At 38.6% G+C, this 22,677-nt stretch carries 21 protein-coding genes; 18 read left to right on the top strand and 3 right to left on the bottom strand.

From position 1 onward, the window contains the following. Positions 1–102 precede the first annotated feature (102 nt). From ACN6NE_RS18240 to ACN6NE_RS18265, 6 genes are all read left to right on the top strand, one after another. Positions 103–3,720 (top strand): dynamin family protein, encoded by a 3,618-nt coding sequence (locus tag ACN6NE_RS18240; RefSeq protein WP_129707258.1) that lies wholly within the window; start codon positions 103–105, stop codon positions 3,718–3,720. Between the two features lie 5 nt (positions 3,721–3,725). After that, positions 3,726–4,499, top strand: coding sequence for a nucleotidyltransferase domain-containing protein (locus ACN6NE_RS18245; RefSeq protein ID WP_474326359.1), 774 nt, complete (start codon positions 3,726–3,728; stop codon positions 4,497–4,499). Next, on the top strand, positions 4,496–4,753 hold the full coding sequence (locus ACN6NE_RS18250; protein WP_129707262.1) for a DUF2533 family protein: 258 nt from the start codon (positions 4,496–4,498) through the stop codon (positions 4,751–4,753). The genes ACN6NE_RS18245 and ACN6NE_RS18250 overlap by 4 nt, the downstream gene beginning before the upstream one ends. Before the next feature lie 105 nt (positions 4,754–4,858). Next, entirely contained in the window at positions 4,859–5,173 is a 315-nt protein-coding gene (locus ACN6NE_RS18255; RefSeq protein ID WP_013056168.1) for a hypothetical protein, read from the top strand. Between the two features lie 130 nt (positions 5,174–5,303). After that, positions 5,304–5,765, top strand: a complete 462-nt coding sequence (locus ACN6NE_RS18260) for a divergent PAP2 family protein (protein ID WP_057241837.1) — start codon at positions 5,304–5,306, stop codon at positions 5,763–5,765. Between the two features lie 61 nt (positions 5,766–5,826). Further along, on the top strand, positions 5,827–6,102 hold the full coding sequence (locus ACN6NE_RS18265) for a DUF6123 family protein (protein ID WP_129707264.1): 276 nt from the start codon (positions 5,827–5,829) through the stop codon (positions 6,100–6,102). Positions 6,103–6,108: 6 nt separating this feature from the next. Here ACN6NE_RS18265 and ACN6NE_RS18270 read toward each other — a convergent pair whose 3' ends face one another. After that, positions 6,109–6,507: a reverse transcriptase-like protein gene (locus ACN6NE_RS18270; protein WP_129707718.1), complete on the bottom strand. Its 399-nt coding sequence runs from the start codon at positions 6,505–6,507 to the stop codon at positions 6,109–6,111. A gap of 219 nt (positions 6,508–6,726) precedes the next feature. Here ACN6NE_RS18270 and ACN6NE_RS18275 point away from each other — a divergent pair, with 219 nt between their 5' ends. The 3 genes from ACN6NE_RS18275 to ACN6NE_RS18285 are packed head-to-tail and all read left to right on the top strand — an operon-like array spanning position 6,727 to position 7,921. After that, positions 6,727–7,380, top strand: coding sequence for a ribonuclease H family protein (locus tag ACN6NE_RS18275; RefSeq protein WP_057241839.1), 654 nt, complete (start codon positions 6,727–6,729; stop codon positions 7,378–7,380). A 29-nt stretch (positions 7,381–7,409) separates the two neighbouring features. Further along, a complete protein-coding gene (locus ACN6NE_RS18280) occupies positions 7,410–7,592 on the top strand; it encodes a zinc-finger domain-containing protein (protein ID WP_013056173.1) in 183 nt (60 codons plus the stop codon). Positions 7,593–7,648: 56 nt separating this feature from the next. Next, positions 7,649–7,921 carry a DUF2564 family protein gene (locus ACN6NE_RS18285; protein WP_013056174.1) on the top strand — a complete coding sequence of 91 codons (273 nt, stop codon included), beginning with the start codon at positions 7,649–7,651 and terminating at the stop codon, positions 7,919–7,921. Positions 7,922–7,980: 59 nt separating this feature from the next. Here the strand turns inward: ACN6NE_RS18285 and cspD are convergent, their stop codons facing one another. After that, positions 7,981–8,184, bottom strand: coding sequence for a cold-shock protein CspD (gene cspD, locus ACN6NE_RS18290; protein WP_013056175.1), 204 nt, complete (start codon positions 8,182–8,184; stop codon positions 7,981–7,983). Positions 8,185–8,461: 277 nt separating this feature from the next. Between cspD and ACN6NE_RS18295 the strand changes: the two genes are divergently transcribed. From ACN6NE_RS18295 to ACN6NE_RS18305, 3 genes are all read left to right on the top strand, one after another. Continuing rightward, the gene (locus ACN6NE_RS18295) at positions 8,462–8,749 is read left to right on the top strand and encodes a hypothetical protein (RefSeq protein WP_013056176.1); all 288 of its coding nucleotides are present in this window, start codon (positions 8,462–8,464) and stop codon (positions 8,747–8,749) included. A 302-nt stretch (positions 8,750–9,051) separates the two neighbouring features. Continuing rightward, complete coding sequence (locus ACN6NE_RS18300; RefSeq protein ID WP_057241841.1) at positions 9,052–10,293, top strand: MFS transporter; 1,242 nt, start codon at positions 9,052–9,054, stop codon at positions 10,291–10,293. Positions 10,294–10,460: 167 nt separating this feature from the next. Next, a complete protein-coding gene (locus tag ACN6NE_RS18305; RefSeq protein WP_474326364.1) occupies positions 10,461–14,666 on the top strand; it encodes a tetratricopeptide repeat protein in 4,206 nt (1,401 codons plus the stop codon). 30 nt (positions 14,667–14,696) lie between these two features. Here the strand turns inward: ACN6NE_RS18305 and ACN6NE_RS18310 are convergent, their stop codons facing one another. Beyond that, positions 14,697–15,992 (bottom strand): purine/pyrimidine permease, encoded by a 1,296-nt coding sequence (locus ACN6NE_RS18310; protein ID WP_129707268.1) that lies wholly within the window; start codon positions 15,990–15,992, stop codon positions 14,697–14,699. 252 nt (positions 15,993–16,244) lie between these two features. Here ACN6NE_RS18310 and ACN6NE_RS18315 point away from each other — a divergent pair, with 252 nt between their 5' ends. The 6 genes from ACN6NE_RS18315 (at position 16,245) to ACN6NE_RS18340 (ending at position 22,656) form a co-directional block, all read left to right on the top strand. Further along, positions 16,245–17,069 carry a M55 family metallopeptidase gene (locus ACN6NE_RS18315; protein WP_129707272.1) on the top strand — a complete coding sequence of 275 codons (825 nt, stop codon included), beginning with the start codon at positions 16,245–16,247 and terminating at the stop codon, positions 17,067–17,069. Between the two features lie 14 nt (positions 17,070–17,083). Next, positions 17,084–18,013 (top strand): ABC transporter permease, encoded by a 930-nt coding sequence (locus ACN6NE_RS18320; RefSeq protein ID WP_129707274.1) that lies wholly within the window; start codon positions 17,084–17,086, stop codon positions 18,011–18,013. Beyond that, positions 17,997–18,953, top strand: a complete 957-nt coding sequence (locus tag ACN6NE_RS18325) for an ABC transporter permease (RefSeq protein WP_474326654.1) — start codon at positions 17,997–17,999, stop codon at positions 18,951–18,953. Before ACN6NE_RS18320 ends, ACN6NE_RS18325 begins: the two co-directional genes overlap by 17 nt. Positions 18,954–18,957: 4 nt before the next feature. Beyond that, entirely contained in the window at positions 18,958–19,956 is a 999-nt protein-coding gene (locus ACN6NE_RS18330) for an ABC transporter ATP-binding protein (RefSeq protein WP_474326365.1), read from the top strand. 23 nt (positions 19,957–19,979) lie between these two features. After that, a complete protein-coding gene (locus ACN6NE_RS18335; protein ID WP_474326657.1) occupies positions 19,980–21,623 on the top strand; it encodes an ABC transporter substrate-binding protein in 1,644 nt (547 codons plus the stop codon). 88 nt (positions 21,624–21,711) lie between these two features. Continuing rightward, the gene (locus ACN6NE_RS18340; RefSeq protein ID WP_474326367.1) at positions 21,712–22,656 is read left to right on the top strand and encodes a S66 peptidase family protein; all 945 of its coding nucleotides are present in this window, start codon (positions 21,712–21,714) and stop codon (positions 22,654–22,656) included. Positions 22,657–22,677 lie beyond the last annotated feature (21 nt).

Consider the following 22,677-nt stretch of genomic DNA (forward strand, 5'->3'; position numbering starts at 1 on the left):
CGCATGCGAATCAAGTAAAATAGAGAAAGAATAAGCAGAAATGAAGATGGATAGAGAACATTTAAATACAGTCTTGAATGAGGCAAAAGGGGTAGAGTAATAATGGGTAAAGTGAGTGTGAAACATCAAGAAAATCTCCGATTGGAAGCATCTCTTTTTCATTTACATAAGCAATTTCAAGCAGCTGGAGATGAACAGCAGGCAGCAAAAGCAATACAGCTGTTAAAAAAGTGGGTGAACGGCGAATTTGTTGTAGCATTTTGCGGACATTTTTCGGCTGGGAAATCGAGCATGATTAACGAATTAATGGGGCAAGCAATTTTGCCTGCAAGTCCTATTCCAACAAGCGCAAACTTAGTATCAGTAAAAGCTGGGGATGAGCATGCAACCGTTTATTACCGCAAACAGCCGCCGGTGCGTTATAAAGCACCTTATGAGTATGAGCAAATTAAGCAGTTTGCTGTGGATGGAGATGAAGTAGAGTCCATTCATTTATCGATAGATACAGATGCTATTCCTAAAAATGTTGTGGTGATGGACACACCAGGAATTGATTCAACAGATGATGCGCATCGTGTATCGACCGAGTCAGCTCTTCACTTAGCGGACGTTATTTTCTACGTGATGGATTATAATCATGTGCAGGCAGAATTAAATCTTCAATTTGCAAAACAGCTGCAAGAAGCTAATAAAACGCTTTATTTAATTGTAAATCAAATCGATAAACACCAAGAAGATCAGCTAACATTTCAAGCATTTAAAGAATCTGTAGAAACGTCATTTTTAAAGTGGAATGTGAGACCAGAAGGAATCTTCTATACGTCGTTAAAAGAGCCAACTAACCGTCATAATGACCTTTCGTACGTAAAATCTCTATTACTTGCTATGATGACGGAAAAAGAAAACCGACATCAGCATATTCAACATGCGATGCAAATGTTAATTGACGATCACCTTGCCTTTATTGAAGACCAAGAAGAAGAAAAGTTAACGATTCATGACGAGCTGCGCCATAAGCTGACGCTTGAGAACCATGAAATGAATAAGCAGCAAAAAGAGCAGCTTCTCGAAAAAGAAGCGGAAATAAGGCGTGCTGAAAAGCAGCTAGCAGAAACGTACCAACAAGAAACAGGTAAGATACTAAGCAACGCCAATTTAACACCATATGAAATGAGAGAAAAAGCTAGGCTGTTTTTGGAAACGACAAAGCCTGATTTTAAAGTAGGTCTTTTATTTGCTAAGAAAAAGACCGAGGAAGTAAAAAAAGAGCGGCTGACGTTATTTTTTGATGATATGAAAGAACGAGCAGCTTCTCAGCTGCAGTGGCACTTGCAGCAATATGTGCAAGAGCTGGTGAAAAAACAAAATCTTACCGACCCGGATCTTATACGCCAGGTTCAGCAGTTTGAAATCCTGTTAGAGCCGCATGATTTAATTGAAACGGTAAAGGCAGGAGCTACGATTAATGGTGATTATGTTTTAACGTACGCAAAAGATGTAGCCGATCATATTAAGAAAAAAGCAACGCGATTATTATACGAGCTTTATGCGCAAATCGAACAGAGCAAAATCGAGCAAGATGAAGTAAAGCGTGAAAAAATTTATCAACACTTGCAGGAATGTGAAGTATTTGAAGAAGCGTATACATCTCTTCAGGAAATGAAATCAAAATTGGCACGTACAAAAGCTTTGCTTCAATCTTTACAGCAAACTGATGACGACCTAACGGCAGAAGATACAAACGAGTTGTCATATATGTTACAAGAAGAATATGAAACGGGCATCATGAAAGCTGAAGAAAAGCAAGAAGCTGTGAGTGAGCAGCAGTTAGTTTCACATCCTGAGGAAGCTGTGCATGAAACAGGAACAGAAAAGGTTCTTCAAGATGTATCAGCTGTTCTCGAACAGCTCCGTTCATTTGGAAAACTAGACCGCTTTATTAACAGGCTTCAAGAAAAGCGTAAAAAGCTATCAAATCAAACGTTTACCGTAGCTTTATTCGGAGCATTCAGTGCCGGTAAGTCATCTTTTGCTAATGCGTTGATTGGAGAAAGATTACTTCCAGTATCTCCGAACCCAACAACAGCAACCATCAATAAAATTATGCCTCCAACAGAAAAACGGCCGCATAAAACGGCTGTTGTGCAAATGAAAACAAACGAGCAGATGATCCAAGATTTAAATGGTGCACTTAAGCTGTTTCATCATGAAGTAGAATCAATTGACGAAGCGCTAACAATTATTCCAACCCTGCAGGCAACAGAAGAGCTGCAGCTGCATTTGTCGTTTTTACAGGCAGTAGAAAAAGGCTACCGCGAAGTCAAGCAGCATATCGGTTCAGAAGTAGTAGTGGATACAGAAGGATTTCATGATTATGTAGCCAAAGAAGAAAAAGCGTGTTTTGTTCAATTTATTAACCTGTATTATGACTGTGAATTTACTCGCTTAGGCATTACTCTCGTTGATACACCTGGAGCTGATTCAATCAATGCGAGACACACGGGAGTAGCGTTTGAGTATATCAAAAATGCAGATGCCATTTTATTTGTAACTTATTATAATCATGCGTTTTCAAAAGCTGACCGCGAATTTCTTATTCAGCTTGGCCGTGTAAAAGATGTATTTGCGCTTGATAAAATGTTTTTCTTAGTAAATGCAGCGGACCTAGCCAGTTCGGATACAGAGCTGCAGTTAGTTCAGACGTATGTAAAAGAGCAGCTTGAACAGTATGGTATACGCTTTCCGCGCTTATACCCGGTATCAAGCTTGCAGGCTTTGCAAAACCACGAGGATAAAATGTTTCTGCCATTCAAAAATGCGTTTTACCGCTTCATAAATTATGAATTACCAGAGCTGGCTATCCAAAGTGTTTATGCAGATTTCGAACAAATTTTAGCAGTTGCCAATGAAATGAAACAGGTGCAAACAAAATCAGAAGTGGATAAAAAGCGATACATTCAATCTCTTCACATAAAAAATGAGCAGGTAGCAACAAAACTGCATGAAATTCATTTTGAATATGAACAACAGCAGTTTGACCGAGAATTAGAAGAGCTTTTATTTTATGTAAAAAAACGTCTGTTTGTGAGGTACGATGACTTCTTTAAAGAAGCCTTCAGTCCGGCAAACTTAAGGGATGATCGAGGTGAAAAGCAAAAGCAGCTGCGCCTGTGTTTGCAGGAGTTGTTAACGTCTATTTCCTTCGACGCAACGCAAGAAGTGCGTGCGACCACTTTGCGAATCGAAAAATACATCGTAAAATTAATCGAAGACTGGCATCGAATGATCATTACAAAGCTACAGCGCTATGAACCGACGTTTACTCCAACGTTGAACTCGTTAGAGCCTCCAAATGGCAGTGAAGTTGTGACAAGTCATCAATTTGATGAGAATGAATCGTATCAAAAAGAGCTTTCACTGTATAAAAACAATAAAAGCTTTTTTGAAAAAAATGAGAAAGCAAAGCTTCACGCTGCTTTACTAGAACGTATTAAGCCGGATGTTAATCACTACATTGCGAAAGAAGAAGCCGCTCTTCATTCACACTATACCCATTTAGTGAATCAGTACGTTTTAGCGCATAAACAGTCTGTATCTGAAGAATGGTATGATTATTACAAACAGCTGCAAGCGGCCGTGTCTGAAGAATTTCCAATTCAAGAATTGGTAAGTACAATGACGGTGCTAGAACATGTATTGGAGGAAAGAAAGGGTCATTAATTTTTATGTCTACACACATAAATAAACGTTTACAGGAAATTGAAAAAGAATATAATGTGGAAATTTTGTTTGCATGTGAATCAGGCAGCCGTGCTTACGGACTCGACACGTCAGCAAGTGATTTTGACGTCCGCTTTATATACAAATATAAAGCAGCACGCTATCTTCATCTCAATAGACCTCCAGAGGTCATTGATGTAGCAGAAGGCAATTATGATATGCAAGGATGGGATTTGTACAAAACCATTTATTTGTTTACAAAATCAAACCCTTCGCTTTATGAGTGGCTATGGTCGCCTTTTGTTTATTATCAGAAGCCATCGTTTGCTGAGCCACTTCGGCAAATAATGGCTCAAACATATTGCTTAAAAGCACTGGGATATCATTATTTTAAAATTTTAACGAGAAATAGTAAAAGAAATCTGACATCTTCTGTTACAATAGAGGATATAAAAGTGATGCTCCAACTGATTCGTGCATTTTTATCACTAAAAGTAGTAGTAAAGCAGCGCAGTTTCCCTGTCATTTTATTTGCCGATTTATGTAAGCAGGCAAACCTTGACGATAGGCAGCAATCCACCATTGAGCAGTTTGTACAGTGCAAGATAAGCGGGAAAGTTGCTTTTAATGAAAAGATGAAAAACTTTTTGGACAGCATTAAGAAAGAAGCTGCAGTGATAGAAAAAAGCTTAAAAGAATTACCGGAAAAGCACATCAATTATGAGGACATTAACTTATTTTTACTAACTCAGCATAATATAATGGAGGAACGAACATGAGTGTACATAAAGAAATTTCAGCCCATTCTAAAAAACAGCACGAATTAGTACGTGCTTTTGCCAGCTTAGAAGCTCGACGCGAGCAAGCTATTGAAGCAGCTGTGCTTTTGTGTAAAGAAGGAGAGCCCTTTTCTGTAGACGGTATTAACGCTGTAACAGCAGAAATTAATGAGCTGTCTCAAAAATATACCATCATTCCAGGCCGTAAAGTAGTGACAGAAGAAATGGTTAAAGAGTACGTAGCAAGAATATAAACGTGCCAAGCTCTGGTGTTTTTACCTTAATTTGAACAGGATATGACGTGCCGCTTGATCCACACTAATAGTGTACCAACGAGGTACAAATAGGAGGAGATAGCGATGGGTCGTCAAAAATTAGGTAATAAAAATGCGCAAGCGAATAACAATGCAAAGCATAATTATAACCAAGAGTTCTCTTCTGAGTTTAAAGCAAATCAGGCTCAAAAAGCAAAGCGTGCAAAAAGTGCAAATGACACTTATGCTGGGGAGTTTGCTTCTGAGTTCAACGTGCAACAAAACCAAAACAATTCTGTTAACAAGAAGTTAGAAGCTAATAAAAGTGCAAATAATCAATATGGCCAAGAATTCGGCTCTTATGCTGAAGTTGAATCTGCCAAAATGAATAATGCTGCACAAAAAAAGCGTAAAAAATAACAGAACTGTTTCCAAAAGCGCCGGGATTAGTCTGCTCTGTCAGCAGATTAGCCCGGCGTTTTTTGTTGGGCAATATTTGCTTGGGTACGAGATGTCAATCCATCGCAAACTATAGATGAGGTGAAGCAATATGAATAAAGGAATTGTCATTGCTCTTTCATCAATCGTTTTAGCCCAAGCCTTAAAAATCCCAATTAAAAAGTATCAAACAGGAAAATGGGATATGCGGATGATTGCTGCGTCGGGTGGAATGCCAAGCTCTCATTCAGCCGGCGTATCTTCTTTAGCGACCTATGTAGCGTTAAAAAGAGGTGTTTCTACGATTGACTTCGCGTTAGCATCTGTTTTTGGAATTATTGTGATGTACGATGCACAAGGAATTCGAAGGCAGACTGGCGAAATTACTATTAAAGTGAATACGTTAGATGAAGAAATTGAAAAGCTTGCGGGTCTTCCAGACGGAGGCTTTCACGATTTGACGGAACAGCGCTTGAAAGAAATGCTTGGGCATCAGCCCGAAGAAGTGATTGGCGGAGCCATTTTAGGAGTAGCACTTGGAGCAATTGGCTATTTTTTAGAAGGGAAATCATAGTCAAATAGCCAAAAGTAAGCTAAGATAAAGAAGAACCTTTGCAAAAGGATGGGACGAAAAAGTGACAAAAACAGCTCAAACCGCTGAAGAGTATCTTCGTTATCTTGAAGAAAAAGGCTTTCACTTAGCAGAAGATGCACGTGGATTTATTTCATTTGGTCAGCAGTATACGCGTGCAGCTGACGAGATGGTTATATTTACAATTGAATGGACACTAAAAGTACAAAAAGAATTTGACGGCAGTTTTTTTGTATCGCTCCTCGAGAATTTGACATCAAATCGTATTAGCAATCAAAAACAAGCCATTCAATATTTAAAGTCATCAGGTATGATTTAAGCAGGATTACATTCCTGCTTCTTTTTGATTAATGGCTTGTCTGGCCAGCTGATCAGCACCTGCATTTTGAGAGCTAGGGATCCACTTTATAAAAAATAACTCAAATTGACTGGACAATTTGAGGGCTTCTTCCAGTAAAGGAGCAAACGCTTTATTTTTAACGTATTCTTGGTTCATTGCGCGGTCTACTAGCTGAGAGTCCGTTCGAAAGGATACGCTCGTATACTTTTTTTCTAAACAAATTTTTAATGCATGAAGAAGTGCATGGTACTCTGCTTCATGATTCGTCATTGTCCCAAGAGCAATAGCATAACGCTGATGTTCACCATTTCCTTTAATTAAAATACCAGCTCCAGAAGGACCAGGGTTGCCAGCAGTGGCTCCGTCTATATAAACTTCAATCATCATACAGCCTCCTTGTTAAAACAATATAAGCTTAAACCATGTTTTTTCATCAATAGTATTGTATCATAAGTACTTCAGCTATTTTATATTAGCACGTATAAACGCTAAAATCCGCTTATTAGGTAAGAAAACTGTCATGAAAAGACATAATAGAAGATAAAATACAAAAAAGCAGAAAAAGTGTTGAATTCAAAATTGCTGATGAAAGGAATGCTCGTTATGAATTTCCAAATTGAATGGCATTATAAATCCTCGAAACATAAACAGTTAATTTTCACATCCGATTTCACAGATGCGAATGAGGCGCTAATGATTGTGGGTGATTTAGAAAAAACAGGTCGAACGAAGGAAATTTTTCTACTTGATGAGCAGCAGCAAAAATGGACTGTAAAAGAAGCGAAAAAGCTCTTACAGGAAGTACAGACAGAGCCTCACGATATTGTGGCATATTTTGACGGAGGCTATGAGCATGATACGCTCTTAGCGGGGCTTGGGGTTGTGATTTATTTTAAACAGAACAACAACTCTTACCGAATACGACGCAACTCAAGGCTGCAGGAGATTGAATCAAATAATGAGGCAGAGTATGCTGCTTTTTATTATTTAATACAAGAGCTTGAGGAACTTGGTGTTCATCATATACCGGTAACGTTTAGAGGTGACTCTCAGGTTGTATTAAATCAGCTGGCTGGGGAGTGGCCCTGTTTCGAAGAAGAGTTTAATCGGTACTTAGATCGAATAGAAGATAAAATGCAGGAACTTGGTATCCGACCGATATATGAGCCTATTTCAAGGAAGGAAAATGAAGAGGCTGACCAGCTTGCTACTCAAGCACTTCAAGGGATACCAATTGCTAGCAGGAAGCAAGTGTAACACACAGAACGAAATGGAGATGAACGAGAGTGGAACGTAAACAATTATTAGAAGAAGTAACGGAGTTATTGGATTACTACTGTAGTGATTGTTTTGTGAAAAAAACGTTTAATAAAGAAAAGGGCAAAACATACGCCCAGACGTTTTGTATTAAAGAGTGTACCGTAGGAGAAAAAATTAAGCAGTATGGAGATTTGCTGACTAAAAAGTAAGCGTGTATAATTTGCCGGCAGCAGCTTCATTCTATCCATATGGAGGTGTTCTTTCAATGGATAAGTTTTCAAACGAAGAAGTAACAACAGGATATAATGATTTAAAGCAAGTAGAAGTGTCTATTCAATCTGCTCAAAAGATGATTGGGACAGCTACGATGAGTATGAGTCCTCAGCAGCTTGAAGAGGCAACGAATGCGCTTAATGATGCAAAAGCACAGCTTCAATCTGCTAAAGCTCATGGCACAGGAGTAGACGAGCAATTTCTTCAGCAGTGCATGCAGTCTATTCAAACATGTGAACAGCAGCTTACTGAGGCCAAACGCTAGGTATAACAAAAAAGAGACTCGGAAAAGAGTCTCTTTTACTATAAAATAAAAAGATCTATTTATGATAGCTTAGTGACATTAGCGGCTTGCGGGCCTCTATTGCCTTCTACAATTTCAAAAGATACCTCTTGTCCTTCTTCCAAGGATTTATAACCTTCGCTTTGGATGGCAGAAAAATGTACAAATACGTCGCTGCCGCCTTCAACTTCAATAAAGCCATAGCCTTTTTCATTGTTGAACCATTTTACTTTACCATTTTGCATAACTTGAATCCCCCTAGTACTGTGCAGCCTCATGCTGCTGAAACTCGAATTATCATTTCCAATAGAGGTAAATGATTGTTTATATTATATAATAAGAAGAAATAAAATTTCAACATTAAAATTTAACTTTTCTGAAAATTAAATTTTTATTTAACGTGGACGTAGTACAATTATAACTAAAAAAATTTCTTATGAGATGAAAAATAACTGAAAATTTAGTTTATAATAAAAGTATAGTCAGCATAATTTTAAAGCGGTGATAAGGAGTGGGTCGTGTATGTATCGTACACAAGTAAATGGAAAAGAAATCATTTTGTTATTTTCAACGCTCGAAGCAGCAAAGAGCCGCAGCAACCTAGAGAAAGAGCAAATTTATAAGCGAGTATTGCATTTAAATGAGCAGCTGCTAATGTTTCAAAATGGAACAAGCTTCACCATTGGCGATCCGTTAGGATTAATCGTAGCTCAAGTGAAAAAAAGTGATTTGACAACCATATATATCGAACATATCATTGATAAACAGTTTATGTATGATGGAGATGGTCATCGAGGTGAAGTAGTGTAACAAGATGACACCTATATATGAAGAAGCGTACGGAGATACTCGTACGCTTCTTCATATATAGAATTAAAAATATGTGATTTTACAAGTATTAACAGGGATAAATAACAAAGTTCAATAAATTAAAGAAGAACAGTGAAACCATGAATAGCAATCACCTTTTTAGCTAAAAAATATAGATACACATCATCTTATGTAATGAAATAGTTAAGCTTTAAAATCAATAAACACAAGAGGTTTTATAAAGCTTAAATTGAAAAACGTGTGATTGTGACATTAATTAGAAGTAAGGTTTGGAGGACGCTATGGAAAGCAGAAAAAAATTGGATTTACTTGCTCTTGCTTCTGTGCCACTTATCATGACCCTCGGAAATTCAATGTTAATTCCGGTATTGCCGGTAATTGAAAAACGTCTACAGATAAGCTCGCTGCAAGTATCCATGATTATCACGGTCTACTCAATTTTCGCTATTTTTTTAATCCCGATTGCCGGTTATTTATCAGATCGATTTGGCCGCAAGAAAATTATTATTCCCAGTTTGCTGCTTGCTGCAGTAGGAGGGGCTTTAACAGGCTGGGCTTCATGGCAAATGGCCAATCCTTTCTGGGTTATTTTAATTGGCCGCGCAATTCAAGGAATAGGTTCAGCAGGAGCTATGCCTGTTGTGATGCCTTGTGTAGGAGATATGTTCAAAGACGAGCAAGAAATTACAAAAGGGCTAGGTTTAATTGAAACAGCTAATACGTTTGGGAAAGTACTAAGCCCAATACTAGGAGCTTTTTTAGCGGCTATGATTTGGTTTCTTCCTTTCTGGTTCATTCCTATTCTTTGCCTTATTTCAATTCTTTTGGTTATCTTTTTAGTAAAAGTTCCTAAAAATGATAGTTCTTCTGAATCTGAACAAAAAAAGAAAAATATTACGCAGTTTTTGAAGGATTTGAAGAAGACGCTCAAAGAAAATATGGGATGGCTCATGGCTATTTTTATTTTAGGCGCCATTATTATGCTTGTATTATTCGGTGTTTTATTTTACCTATCCACCATATTAGAGGAGCGTTATCATATTGTGAATACGAAAAAAGGTTTAGTTATGGCTATTCCTTTGCTAGCGTTATCTATTTCTTCTTTTGTGGCAGGGAAAAAAGTAGGAAACAATAAAATCGTTATGAAATGGGCTGCTTTTTTTGGCTTTTTATTATTAACGTGTTCTTTCATCATTTTATTTTTTAATACGTCTCTTTTTAGTATTTTACTCACTTTAGTGCTTGGTGGAATTGGAATCGGAGCAGCTCTTCCCAGTCTTGATGCGCTTATTACAGAAGGAATTGAAAAGGAAGAGAGAGGAACTGTTACGTCTCTTTACAGTTCGATGCGCTTTGTCGGAGTAGCAGCTGGACCTCCTCTTTATACATTGCTTATGAAGTGGTCGGACATGGCTGTGTTTCAAACATCTCTAGGGGTTAGTGCGGTAGGTGCCATTTTAGTTTTAAAAGCTATCAAACCAAAACCTGAAGGCGGCGTAAAACTGAAGAAAGCTGAAGTATGATTTTACGGAGCTGTCTTATGATAAAAGACAGCTCTTTGCTATTTAAAGACCCGTCAATATGCTTAAATTTATATTGTGTCTAGAAAAAATCCTTGAAATTTCTTATACTTCAATTTATAGACAGCAGATGCAATAGTTCTTATTTTATTGAATAAGGTGGTTTTGAATTGAGTATAAATTATCAGAAATTAAAAAGCATGGTGGATCATTATCAAATATTTGATCTTGTAGCATATATAACAGAAGAAGTACAAAGCCTTCAACCAAAGAGCCTTGCGGGGGTTGTGAAAGAATGGTTAACAAACTTACAAACGGAAGAAGAGCTGTACGAGCTTATCCGCTTTTGTGATGAAGCTTTATTAAATCGTTTAAGCCGAATGTTAACGACATATGGCTATCGTCGATTTGGCTCGATTCGAATGGTGACTCTTTATTGCGATGATCTCCTGCGCGAAGGCAAGATACTCGACGCTGATGATAGACTTTCTTTATTAATTTCTCAGCTGGATACGGAATCAGTTAAAGAGGAACAGCTTGAGAAAATCTATTTTTTAAAGGTAAGAATTCTTTTAGAAATGAAACAAGTGGATGAAGCTTCTAAGTGGATGAAACAAGTAACGTCACATAATCAAAAGGGTATGGCTGACAGATGGGGATATTTTTATTTGCAGCTCAACGACAGAATGAAAGCTGAAGCCTGCTTAAAAGAAGGAACCGCATACAAGGAGAATGGAGATTTTTGCTATGCAATGCTCGCGGACTTATATGCGTACGAAGGGAAGCATGAACAATCGCTTGAAATAATTAACGAGGCTATTGTCCACTATCCACAGCTTCCGTCTTTATATATGGATAAAGTGATGCGATTAAAAGATTTAAAAGAGTATTCTCTCTTGCTTGAAACGATTGAATTTATCGACTCAAAGTTACCCTATCATGATTATCAAGATTTTTTTACGCTGCTGCGCGCCGACATTTATTTTGAACAGCAGCAGCAATCTCAGCTTACGCATCTGCTCTCGACTAAGCGGTGTTTAAAAGATTCACCTTATCAAAAATTAATCGGAAAGCATACAGACGATAAATTGAGTACAATCAAGCTTCCTATTGTACCAATTGTTCAAAAAGATAATTATTGCGTGCCAGCCAGTATGAGTATGATGTTAAGGCTTTTACATACCGAAAAAACACAGGATGAGATTGGAACGCGTATTTACGGAGGCTTAGGATCCAAATTATCAACTGCGGTGAGCTACTTTGAATCTCTTGGCTTTGCAGCGATGTTTTTTACAGGCACAGTTGAACAGTTTAAAGAACTATTAGACAAAGGGCTGCCTATTTTGGTCAGTCTGGAATTTGAACAAGCTTCCCACGTTCAAGTTGTATTTGGCTATGATGATGAACTTGAACTTTTTCATGTACAAGATGCTAATTTTCTAAGTCCAACGTATGTAGAATATAAAAATTTTGATCAGCATTACGCTAATTCGGGGTTTTTATCAATTGTTGCTTCTAAAGAGGCAGCGGATCTCGCTTCACTTTCTAAAGAGCAAGATGTGTTTATTCGTCAGCTGTATGACTTAATCGAACTAGTTGAAGCGGATGAAGAGGCCCACATTAACGATCTCGTTTCTTTATTAAAAGCAAATGAGCATGTTCCATTTGCCGCTATTTACAGTATGAAGCATTTGTACAGAAAAGAGCATGAAGCCTATATTCGTACGTGTATTAATCATGTGTTAGAGAAATATAGCAATCATGATTATCTTAAGCTTCACGCCGCATATGCCTTTTTTAAACTTGACGACAGTAAGGGAGCATCTTCCTTGTTACACCACATAGATAACAAAAAGCATAGCTCTTTTTATCACTATCTTAAAGGGAGAATTGCGCTGGATGAAGAGAAATATGATGAGGCTGTTGAAGAACTGCGCAGCTCGCTGCAATTAGACGTAGAGCAGCATTTGAACTGGAGCTATTTAGCACTTGCATATATGTACAATGGAAACCTTGAAAAGGCTTTTGAATGCTCGACTATTTCCTTAAATATGTATGGCGATGAATCTTATACACAAATCAATCACGGACTTATTTTAATGGAGAAAGAAAGATACGCAGAAGCCAGAAATCTTTTCGACGCGCTATTAAAAGAAAACCCAAAAGATGCGCACAGCTGGTTTGAAAGAGCCCGTTGTGATGAACATTTAAAAAAGTTTCGTAAAGCTTACCGGGGATTTCAAGTAGCTAACCAGCTTTTACCGACTGTTCCTTATCCATATCTTTCGATAGCTGATTTGCTACAATATCAACTAGAAAAAACAGACGAAGCTGAAAGCTATCTCAAAGAAGGCATGAAGCATCTCCCGAGCGACATGACAATTCGGGGAAGACTCGGCGATTTATACGTCGCGAATCAAAGGTACGAAGAAGCTATTGCTCTGTATAAAGAAGGCTTAAAAATAGAAGAAGATGCCCTTATGTATTTGGGCTTATCTTATGCGTATCTAGAAACAGGTGAACATTTAACGGCCGTTGATACGCTCACGCTTATTGCGCAGAAGTTTTCATCGAACAGCGACGTCATGTTGGATGCAGGCAGCATGCTTTTAGATGCAGCAAAACAAAAGGAGCTAGACAACCAAACGATAGAGTTTGGATTTGCTCTTTATGAAGAAGGGATTCATTTTGCTCAAACAGCGTTAGATGAAGTGTTAGAAGCATATACGAGTTATTTAGAAGACACGGCTTTACTGACTCGTGGGATTAAGTTTTTAACTGCAGAACATCAAGAGCATCCTAATGAGATTTTGTACATGTGCTATTTAGGCATATTATACGAACAAGCCAAGCAGCTAACAAAAAGTGAGAAACTTTATCATCAAGCACTTCGTATCAACCAAGATGCTTTGCCATATTATCGGTTAGGTGAAATATATCAATCAATGAATCGCATCACTGAAGCAAAAGAGGCCTTTCAAAAATGTTTAACGCTTGATAAAACATTTGAAGCTGCTTGTATGAAGCTTGCCGAAATGGCTTGTGAAGAACAAAATCGAACGGCTGAAAGGAATTGGCTGCTTCAATGGATACAGCTGAATCCTATGGAAGTAAATGTTGAGCACGCTGCTTCACTTTGTGAAACAGAGAAAGAGTATGAAGAGCTGTTAGAGGTATTAAAGAGCGTAGAGGAAATTGTGCTGCCTCAATGGCTCGCTGACAGCCAGGCTCATGTGTGTCGCCTAAAAGGAGATATTTCACAGGCTGAAACGTATCTAGAGAAGGCCCTTGAACTAGATCCACAGAATCCTGCTATTCGCCATCATCAGGCAAAATGGCTCATCATGGAGCAGAGGTATGAAGAAGCTAGAAAAATTCTTACAGAGTTACTTAGTGAGGATCCGGAAGATTACGTTTTATTTCAAACGTTCATGTCTAGCTTTCCAAATGGAAAAAAACTGTCTGGGCTTACGGCAGATTTAAAAAAGATAAAAATAGAAAAACAAAGCAAAAGCATGCTGTTTAAAAACGCAGCCGAGGCTTTAAATGAGTATGCCGATTCGATCGTAGAAGAGCAGCAAGGATCTATCTTCAAACGAAGCTTAGCAAAGTTCAAAGCAAAAGCAAAAACGGTTACGCTGCTTGGCTTAACGATTGAACTGTATGAGCTTGCTATAAAAATGGATAGGGATAATGAAGATGCTGTGCACGCATTTGCAGCTTTTTACGAAGAGAAAGGATTGATTGAAGATAGCATCAACGTACTGAAAAAATCGCTGCATCACAGTTGGGATTTTGATATTGCCTATCATTTAGCTAATATACTTGTGAATATCCATGAAAATGAGCAGGTTGCACATGAAGCATTAAACTTAGTTCAAAAACTTCTTGAACAGCAGCCATATCATATAGATTTGCAGATATACCGAGCATTTATTTTGAGTAACCTTGAAGAGGTAGAAAAATCGGAGGCAGCTTTTCAAGAATTACTTCAACAGGAAATTTATCAGCCTGACATATATGCAGGACTAGCAAAACTGTATAATAAAACGGAACGTTATCATGAAACTGTTCAGCTTCTTCAAAAAGCAATTGAACAGCGTCAAGAGTATGAAGGGATGTATACCGATTTAGGTATCGCGTATCATTTAGAAGGTGAAACGGAAGCAGCAGCTTCGCTTATGATAACCAGAGTAGAAAGTGGAGACGAAGATCTTTTTATTCGCTATAACTTGGCATGCTATCTAGCTGTTCTTGGAAAAACTGCTTCTGCTCAGGAAGAGTTGGATTATGTTTTAGCGCACGATGAAACGGGAGAATTTTATGAAATGGCTATGGAAGACGATGAACTAAAAGGATTAACGGTAAGAAGGTAAAAAAAGAAGCTGAGTTTCAGCTTCTTTTTTTTATCCCTCTTTTGCACCTTGTCTTCTCAAAGAAATGGATTCGGAAATTTCCAGTACAAGAATGATAATGGTGCCAAGAACTAATCCGTTGCTTAAAAACGTAGTAACTAAAGGAGGCAGCGTTGAAAAAGCTTGAGAAGGCAAAAACATAACCCCTATCCCCGATAGCAACGCAATACCGGCTTTTTTCATCGCTTTTTCGGGCTGTTTGGCATGCTTGAATTCTCCAATTCCAAGAGCCATCATACCTGTAAAAACAGGAAAGATTGCCGCGTATCCGACGGCAGGAGGAAGAGCGGACATAATGGACGTTAAAGGAGTAAAGATACTCAGAAAAAGCAAAAGACACGATGCTACAATAAAAGGAACTCGACTATAAAGATTTGTAGCTGAAATAAATCCACCGGAACCTGAAATAGGCACGGCACCGACACCTGAAAACAATCCTCCAAGCAGCTGACTTATACCCGAAACCATCCCCGAACGCTTAATATTGTCTTTTTCAATTTTTTCTCCTTTGTGTTTATAAACAGACTCAACAACACGAATAGAAGCGAGCATGTTCGTAATTAAAATGAGCGTCACAAAAAAAGCAGTAACAACCATATTCCATTCAACGCGAGGAGCTCCAAATACAAACACTTTAGGTATGTAAAATAACTGCGCCTGAAATTCGATAGGTTTAGCTAACCCTAGCATTGCAAATACTCCCCAGCCTACACCAATACTAATAATAATGCTGAGCTTATTTAATGTCCGGTGCGATAATAAATAAAAAGTCAGCAGCAAAATCGCAGCTGAAGCCAGCGCAATTGGAAGTTTAATAGCTGAATTCGTTTCTGTAATGCCAAACATTCCTTTTAAAAAGGAACCGCTGAGCTGCGTCACTAATAAAATTAAATATGTACCGGTAACTGTCGGGGTAAAGTATTTTGCTAGTTTATCAATGAGACCAAGCAGGCTCATCAAAATAGCAATTATCCCGCTTATAAGGAGGGTGAACTGCAGCACGCGGAGCGTTTCAGAGTGAGAACCAAACAGAACGGTTCCAAGACTCGCATACAGAGAAAAGACGCCCCACCAAACACCAGCTGGCCCTTCCATGATGGGGTATTTATGCCCTATAAACACCTGCAAGAGCCCGGATAAAGCCAAAATAAATAACGTTCGCTGTAAAAATTGAATAGAATCCGCTGCGTTTAAATGAAACTGAGAAGCAATTACAATAGGAACAATCATACTATTAGAAATCATAAATAAAAACCATTGTAGTGAAGCAATGGAAACTCGAAACATTCTTAACACCTCAATTAATGCCGACGAGCGGCTGAATGAACCAACAGACTGCTCTACTATTTTACCATGGGATTTCCAATTTGTAAGCGATATCTTGTTAAAAGGAGGAGGAGTTAAGTGTCAAAAAATTCAATATATTGTTGTAAAAAGAAGAAAGATAATTTATAATTTTCTTACAATTATAAATTATAAACATAAGAATAATTTATAATGAACTGACTAACAGTCAAGGAAGGAGGAGAAATAAGACAAATGAAACTATATCTGTCGGTTGATATGGAAGGGATTACGGGACTCGTCGATCACACAAATGTTCTGCGACAGAAAGAAAATTATGAGAGAAGCCGCAAAATAATGACGGATGAAGCAAATGCAGTAATTTATGCAGGATTTAGAGAACAGTGCTCAGAAGTTGTGGTAAATGACAGTCATTCGAGTATGAATAATCTCCTTGTTGAACGGCTTCATCCAGAAACTCAGCTTATTTCAGGAAGCGTAAAACCATATTCAATGGTACAGGGATTAGATCAGACTTTTGATGGTACTATGTTTCTAGGGTATCATGCTAAAGCATCCATGCCTGGTGTCATGTCTCATTCGATGATATTTGGTGCTCGCAATATGTACATAGACGATACGAATATTGGAGAGTTAGGCTTCAACGCATACGTCGCAGGCTATTACGGCGTGCCAGTTTTAATGGTAGCCGGTGATGACCAAACGGCGCTGGAAGCACAGCAGCTTATTCCAAACGTGACGACTGCTATCGTCAAACAGGCCATTTCACGTTCTGCAGCCAAAACATTAACCCCTAAGAAAGCAGAACAATTACTTCAAGAAAAAACAGCCGCAGCTATTCAACACAAACACCTTGTTAAACCTTTAATTCCACCTAAACATCCAACCTTACGAATAGAATTTGCAAATTACGGTCAAGCAGAGTGGGCGCATTTAATGCCGGGAACAGAAATTGAGCCTGGAACGACGACCGTTCGGTTTCAAGCAAAAGATATTTTAGAAGCTTATCAGGCCATGCTTGTTATGACTGAATTAGCTACGCGCACAACATTCTGTTAGAAGGTGGGATAAAGGTGAAAAGTTATATTCTGAAACGATTTTTATCCATGCTTGTTACGCTGTGGGTAATTGTGACCTTAACCTTCTTTTTAATGCATTCGATTCCTGGATCTCCATTTAATGAAGAACGAGCGACAAGCGATGCAGTTCAAAAAAACCTGGAATCATTTTATCACTTAGATGAGCCGCTAGCTGTGCAATATATTCTTTATTTAAAATCCATTGTTACCTTTGACTTTGGTCCTTCCATTAAACAGCCGTCTCAAACGGTTAACGACCTTTTAGGAAGAGGGTTTCCAGTGTCATTTGAACTTGGAATGGTGACGTTAATTCTTGCGGTGATTTCCGGTATTACACTAGGCATTATCGCTGCTCTTAGAAGGAATGGAATAATTGATTACATGGCGATGAGCATAGCAGTTATCGGATTATCGGTTCCAAATTTTGTTATGGCCACGTTGTTAATTCAACAGCTTTCAGTTAATTTAAAAATTTTACCTGCCGCTACGTGGACAAGCCCTTTACATATGATTCTTCCGACTCTTGCTCTTGCCACAGGTCCTATGGCTATAATTGCACGTTTGACTCGCTCAAGTATGATAGAAGTACTAACTCAAGATTATATTCGAACAGCGCGTGCAAAAGGGCTTTCGCCAGTAAAAATTGTATTTAAGCATGCGCTTAGAAATGCTTTAATGCCCGTTATAACAGTTCTTGGAACGATTGCAGCCAGCGTATTAACCGGCACATTTGTTATTGAACAAATCTTTGCTATTCCTGGCATGGGAAAATATTTTGTGGACAGTATTAATACGAGAGACTACCCGGTAATTATGGGCACGACGGTCTTTTACAGTTCGATTCTCATCATTATGCTTTTTTTAGTAGACGTTGCTTACGGAATACTTGATCCACGAATCAAACTGTATAAGAAGGAGGGATAACGTGCTGGAAAAACAGGAGTATAAGCAAATTCCTGATGAGTGGTTTGTGCCAAAGAAAAAAAAGAAATCTGAAGCTGAAGCAGTTGTAAGGCCGAGTCTTTCTTATTGGCATGATGCTTGGCGCAGGCTTGTAAAAAACAAGTTGGCCATGCTGGGTCTCTTTTTTTTAGTCATTCTCCTGGTGATGGCTATATTCGGTCCTATGTTTTCACCCTACAGTGTAACGAAAGCTTCTTTTACAGAGCAAAATCTTCCTCCTTCAGCTAGTCATTGGTTTGGAACGGATGACTTAGGCAGAGATATGTACACTCGGACATGGTATGGGGCTAGAATCTCTTTATTTGTAGGACTGATGGCAGCGCTTATTGATTTTATCATCGGTGTCATTTACGGGGGATTCTCAGGCTACAAAGGCGGAAAAACAGATAATGTTATGATGCGCGTAATTGAAATTTTATACGGTCTTCCTTATTTATTAGTGGTGATTTTACTAATGGTAGTCATGGGCCCCGGGCTTTCTACGATTATTGTGGCACTTTCCGTTACAGGTTGGATCGGGATGGCGAGAATTGTACGGGGGCAAGTATTGCAAATAAAAAACTATGAATACGTGCTTGCATCCAAAACGTTTGGAACAAAAACTAGTCGTATCATTAAGCGAAACCTCCTTCCAAATACGATGGGACCGATTATCGTTCAAATGACACTAACCGTACCAACTGCCATTTTTGCTGAAGCTTTTTTAAGCTTTTTAGGGCTGGGTGTACAGGCTCCTTATGCCAGCTGGGGAGTAATGGCAAACGATGGTTTATCAACGATTCTATCAGGCTATTGGTGGCGTTTGTTTTTTCCCGCTTTTTTTATTTCTCTTACCATGTTTGCTTTTAATGTCCTTGGAGACGGACTGCAAGATGCACTTGATCCGAAATTAAGGAGGTAAGCAAATGGAAAAAATGATCCAAATCAAAAACTTACACGTACAGTTTTCAACTTACGGAGGGCGAGTTCAAGCTGTAAGAGGCGTTAGTTTTGATTTACATAAAGGAGAAACACTAGCGATTGTCGGAGAGTCAGGGTGCGGAAAAAGCGTAACATCTCAAAGTATTATGAGGTTAATTCCGACACCTCCGGGCAGGATCACAAGCGGATCTATTTTATTTAAAGGCCAGGATTTAACGAAACTATCAGAAAAGAAAATGCGAGACATTCGAGGTGCTGATATTTCGATGATTTTTCAGGATCCTATGACTGCGCTTAATCCAACTCTTCGCGTAGGTGAGCAAATTGCAGAAAATATTATGCAACATGAAAACATTTCAAAAGAAAAAGCCAAAGAAAAAGCATTTGAAATGCTGGAGCTAGTCGGAATTCCAAATCCTAAAGAACGCCTAAAGCAATATCCTCATGAATTTAGCGGGGGAATGAGACAGCGTATTGTCATTGCAATGGCTCTTGTATGCAATCCCGAAGTGCTAATTGCTGATGAACCTACCACAGCTCTTGACGTCACGATACAAGCGCAGATTTTAGAATTGTTTAAGGATATTCAGCAGAAAACGGATGTCTCTATTGTTTTAATTACCCATGATTTAGGTGTAGTTGCTCAGGTAGCTGACCGTGTTGCCGTAATGTATGCAGGAAAGATTGTAGAAATTGGAACAAGAAGAGACATCTTTTATACGCCGCAGCATCCGTATACAAAAGGATTGCTGCGTTCAGTTCCTCGGTTAGATTTATACGAAAGTGAACTTGTGCCTATTGCAGGATCACCTCCCGATTTATTTGCACCTCCATCCGGATGTTCGTTCGCACCTCGCTGTCCTTACGTAATGGAAGTGTGTGACCGCATGTATCCCGCGTCGACAGAGCTGAAAGAAAGTCACCAAGTGCACTGCTGGCTTCAAGATGAGAGAGCCCAAAAATTTGTAACAACTATAAGCTAGATTTATAGATGAATAGAGAACTTATGAAAGAGGGGGAAATGATGAAAAAAATAGGGTCTTTACTAATGATGTGTGTACTTATATTTGCACTTGCTGCCTGTACGGCCACAAAAGATTCAGGCGCGGGGCCAGAAAAGAAAAGCAGTACAGCAAAAGAAGACGGTAAGGTCCTTTATATGAATAATGGCGCAGAACCTACGTCTTTTGATCCACCTATTGGATTTGATTCATATTCATGGAATATGCTTAATAACTTAATGGAAGGGCTGACTCGTTTAGGAAAAAGCGATGAGCCTGAAGGAGCAATGGCCGAGAAATGGGATATCTCTGAGGACAAAAAGGTCTATACGTTTCATTTACGAAAAGATGCTAAATGGTCAAATGGAGATGACGTGAAAGCAAGTGATTTCGTATTTGCTTGGAAGAGGCTGTTAGATCCTAAGACGGGTTCTCCAGCGGCATTTTTAGGTTATTTCATCCAAGGTGGAGAAGAATTTAATACGGGTAAAGGTAGTGCTGATCAAGTAGAGGTAAAAGCGCTAGATGACAAAACCTTTGAAGTTACGCTTAAAAGCCCTCAAGCCTATTTCTTAAGCGTAGTTTCCAATCCAGCGTTCTTCCCAATTAATGAAAAAGTAGCAACAAAAAATCCGAAATGGTTTGCAGAAGCAGATTCGTTTGTTGCTAATGGTCCCTTCAAATTAACTCAATGGAAGCATAACAATAATCTAGTCATGGAAAGAAACGATCAGTATTGGGATGCTGAAAATGTAAAGCTCGACAAGGTAAAATGGGCAATTGTTGAAAATACAAACACAGAATATCAAATGTATCAAAATGGAGAACTAGATGTTTCTGAAATTCCATCGGATTTAAGTGAAAAGCTGCTGAAAGATGGAGATGTTCATATCGAAGACCAAGCGGGAACTTACTTCTATCGCTTTAACTTAGATAAAGAGCCCTTTCAAAACAAAAATATCCGTAAAGCATTTGCAATGGCTGTAGATCAAGATCAAATTGTTAATTTTGTTACAAAGAATAAAGAAAAACCAGCTCGTGGGTTCGTATCTTACGGATTTAAAGATGCAGATGGAAAGGATTTCCGTAAAACGGGCGGCGGCTTATTAAAAACAGATGGCAAAGAAGCAAAAGCACTTCTGAAAAAAGGAATGAAAGAAGAAGGATATAAAAAGCTGCCAGCTATTACGCTAACATACAGTACAGACGATACGCATAAAAAAATAGCAGAAGCACTGCAGCAAATGTTCAAAGAAAATCTAGGCGTAGATGTGAAGCTTGCCAATATGGAATGGAATGTTTTTCAAGAAGAACAAAAAGCGTTAAAGTTTCAGCTGTCACGAAGTTCATTTTTAGCTGATTACGCAGATCCAATTAACTTTTTAGAGAGCTTCCAGACGGGTCATTCAATGAACCGTACAGCTTGGAGCAATAAAGAATATGATGAGTTAATTAAACAAGCTATGAACGAAACGGATAATAAAAAACGTTTTGAGCTTATGTATAAAGCAGAAGGTATTTTATTTGATGAGATGCCGATCATTCCTATCCATTTCTACAACTATGTGTTTTTAATCAAAGATAACGTATCTGGAATTGTTCGTCATCCTGTTGGCTATTTAGATTTGAAGTGGGCAGATAAACAGTAAAGTGGAACTTTTCGTCAGAGGGGATTTCAATTCCCTTCTGACCCAAGTTTCACTTTCTTCATTTCTTTACACAAAAGGAGTGCAACAAATGATAAAACCAAAACCATTACAAAAAGGTGATACAGTAGCTGTTATTGCACCTGCTAGTCCGCCTAATCAGCACAATCTAAAAAAAGGAATAGAATATTTAAAGGAAATAGGATTAAACGTAGTAACAGGCGCGCATTTATATAAAAAAAACGGGTACTTGGCAGGGACTGATGAACAGCGAGCAGCCGATATACATGCGATGTTTGCCAATAAGGAAGTAAAGGCAATTATCTGTGCATGCGGAGGGTACGGGACTGCTAGGCTTGCCTCGCAATTAAACTACGATTTAATTAAGCGAAACCCAAAGGTTTTTTGGGGGTATAGCGATATTACGTTTTTACATACGGCTATTCATCAGCGCACAGGTTTGGTTACCTTTCACGGGCCAATGCTTTCGTCGGATCTCGGAAAAGAAGATGTTCATATAGAGACGAAGCAAGCTTTTTATCAATTATTTTCTCACCGTTCTTTGTGCTATACGGATCAAATTAGTCCGCTCGACACTATTTGTGAAGGAGAAGCAACTGGTCAGCTGATAGGAGGAAATCTTACTTTGCTGGTAAGCACGCTTGGCACACCATTTGAACTAGATACAAAAAATCGAATTTTATTTATTGAAGATATTGAGGAAGAGCCGTATGAAATTGACCGCATGATGACACAGCTGTATATGGCCAATAAACTGCAGGATTCAGCGGGAATTATTATCGGAGATTTTCATAACTGCTATCCTAAAAAACGTACGGAGTCGCTTTCATTAGAAGAGGCATTAACAAGTTACCTGACTTCTTTAAAAAAGCCTGTTATGAGAGGGTTTCGCATCGGGCATTGCTCTCCTCAAACAGCTGTGGCGATTGGAAGCTATGCCACGATGTCGACTTATGAACGAATGGTGGAATTTGAATCCGGTATTACATTACCAAAAGATAAAGTCGAACGCTGAAGTTTAAACCTGCGGGGAGGA

Source organism: Priestia sp. 53B2 (genome assembly GCF_056099005.1).

Bases quoted from the DNA above. Each gene is read 5' to 3' on its own strand.
- ACN6NE_RS18285 (WP_013056174.1), top strand. From the start codon at position 7,649: ATGGATAAGTTTTCAAACGAAGAAGTAACAACAGGATATAATGATTTA.
- ACN6NE_RS18260 (WP_057241837.1), top strand. From the start codon at position 5,304: ATGAATAAAGGAATTGTCATTGCTCTTTCATCAATCGTTTTAGCCCAA.
- cspD (WP_013056175.1), bottom strand. From the start codon at position 8,184: ATGCAAAATGGTAAAGTAAAATGGTTCAACAATGAAAAAGGCTATGGC.
- ACN6NE_RS18245 (WP_474326359.1), top strand. From the start codon at position 3,726: ATGTCTACACACATAAATAAACGTTTACAGGAAATTGAAAAAGAATAT.
- ACN6NE_RS18295 (WP_013056176.1), top strand. From the start codon at position 8,462: ATGTATCGTACACAAGTAAATGGAAAAGAAATCATTTTGTTATTTTCA.
- ACN6NE_RS18240 (WP_129707258.1), top strand. From the start codon at position 103: ATGGGTAAAGTGAGTGTGAAACATCAAGAAAATCTCCGATTGGAAGCA.
- ACN6NE_RS18330 (WP_474326365.1), top strand. From the start codon at position 18,958: ATGGAAAAAATGATCCAAATCAAAAACTTACACGTACAGTTTTCAACT.
- ACN6NE_RS18335 (WP_474326657.1), top strand. From the start codon at position 19,980: ATGAAAGAGGGGGAAATGATGAAAAAAATAGGGTCTTTACTAATGATG.
- ACN6NE_RS18300 (WP_057241841.1), top strand. From the start codon at position 9,052: ATGGAAAGCAGAAAAAAATTGGATTTACTTGCTCTTGCTTCTGTGCCA.
- ACN6NE_RS18340 (WP_474326367.1), top strand. From the start codon at position 21,712: ATGATAAAACCAAAACCATTACAAAAAGGTGATACAGTAGCTGTTATT.
- ACN6NE_RS18310 (WP_129707268.1), bottom strand. From the start codon at position 15,992: ATGTTTCGAGTTTCCATTGCTTCACTACAATGGTTTTTATTTATGATT.
- ACN6NE_RS18275 (WP_057241839.1), top strand. From the start codon at position 6,727: ATGAATTTCCAAATTGAATGGCATTATAAATCCTCGAAACATAAACAG.
- ACN6NE_RS18255 (WP_013056168.1), top strand. From the start codon at position 4,859: ATGGGTCGTCAAAAATTAGGTAATAAAAATGCGCAAGCGAATAACAAT.
- ACN6NE_RS18270 (WP_129707718.1), bottom strand. From the start codon at position 6,507: ATGATTGAAGTTTATATAGACGGAGCCACTGCTGGCAACCCTGGTCCT.
- ACN6NE_RS18315 (WP_129707272.1), top strand. From the start codon at position 16,245: ATGAAACTATATCTGTCGGTTGATATGGAAGGGATTACGGGACTCGTC.
- ACN6NE_RS18250 (WP_129707262.1), top strand. From the start codon at position 4,496: ATGAGTGTACATAAAGAAATTTCAGCCCATTCTAAAAAACAGCACGAA.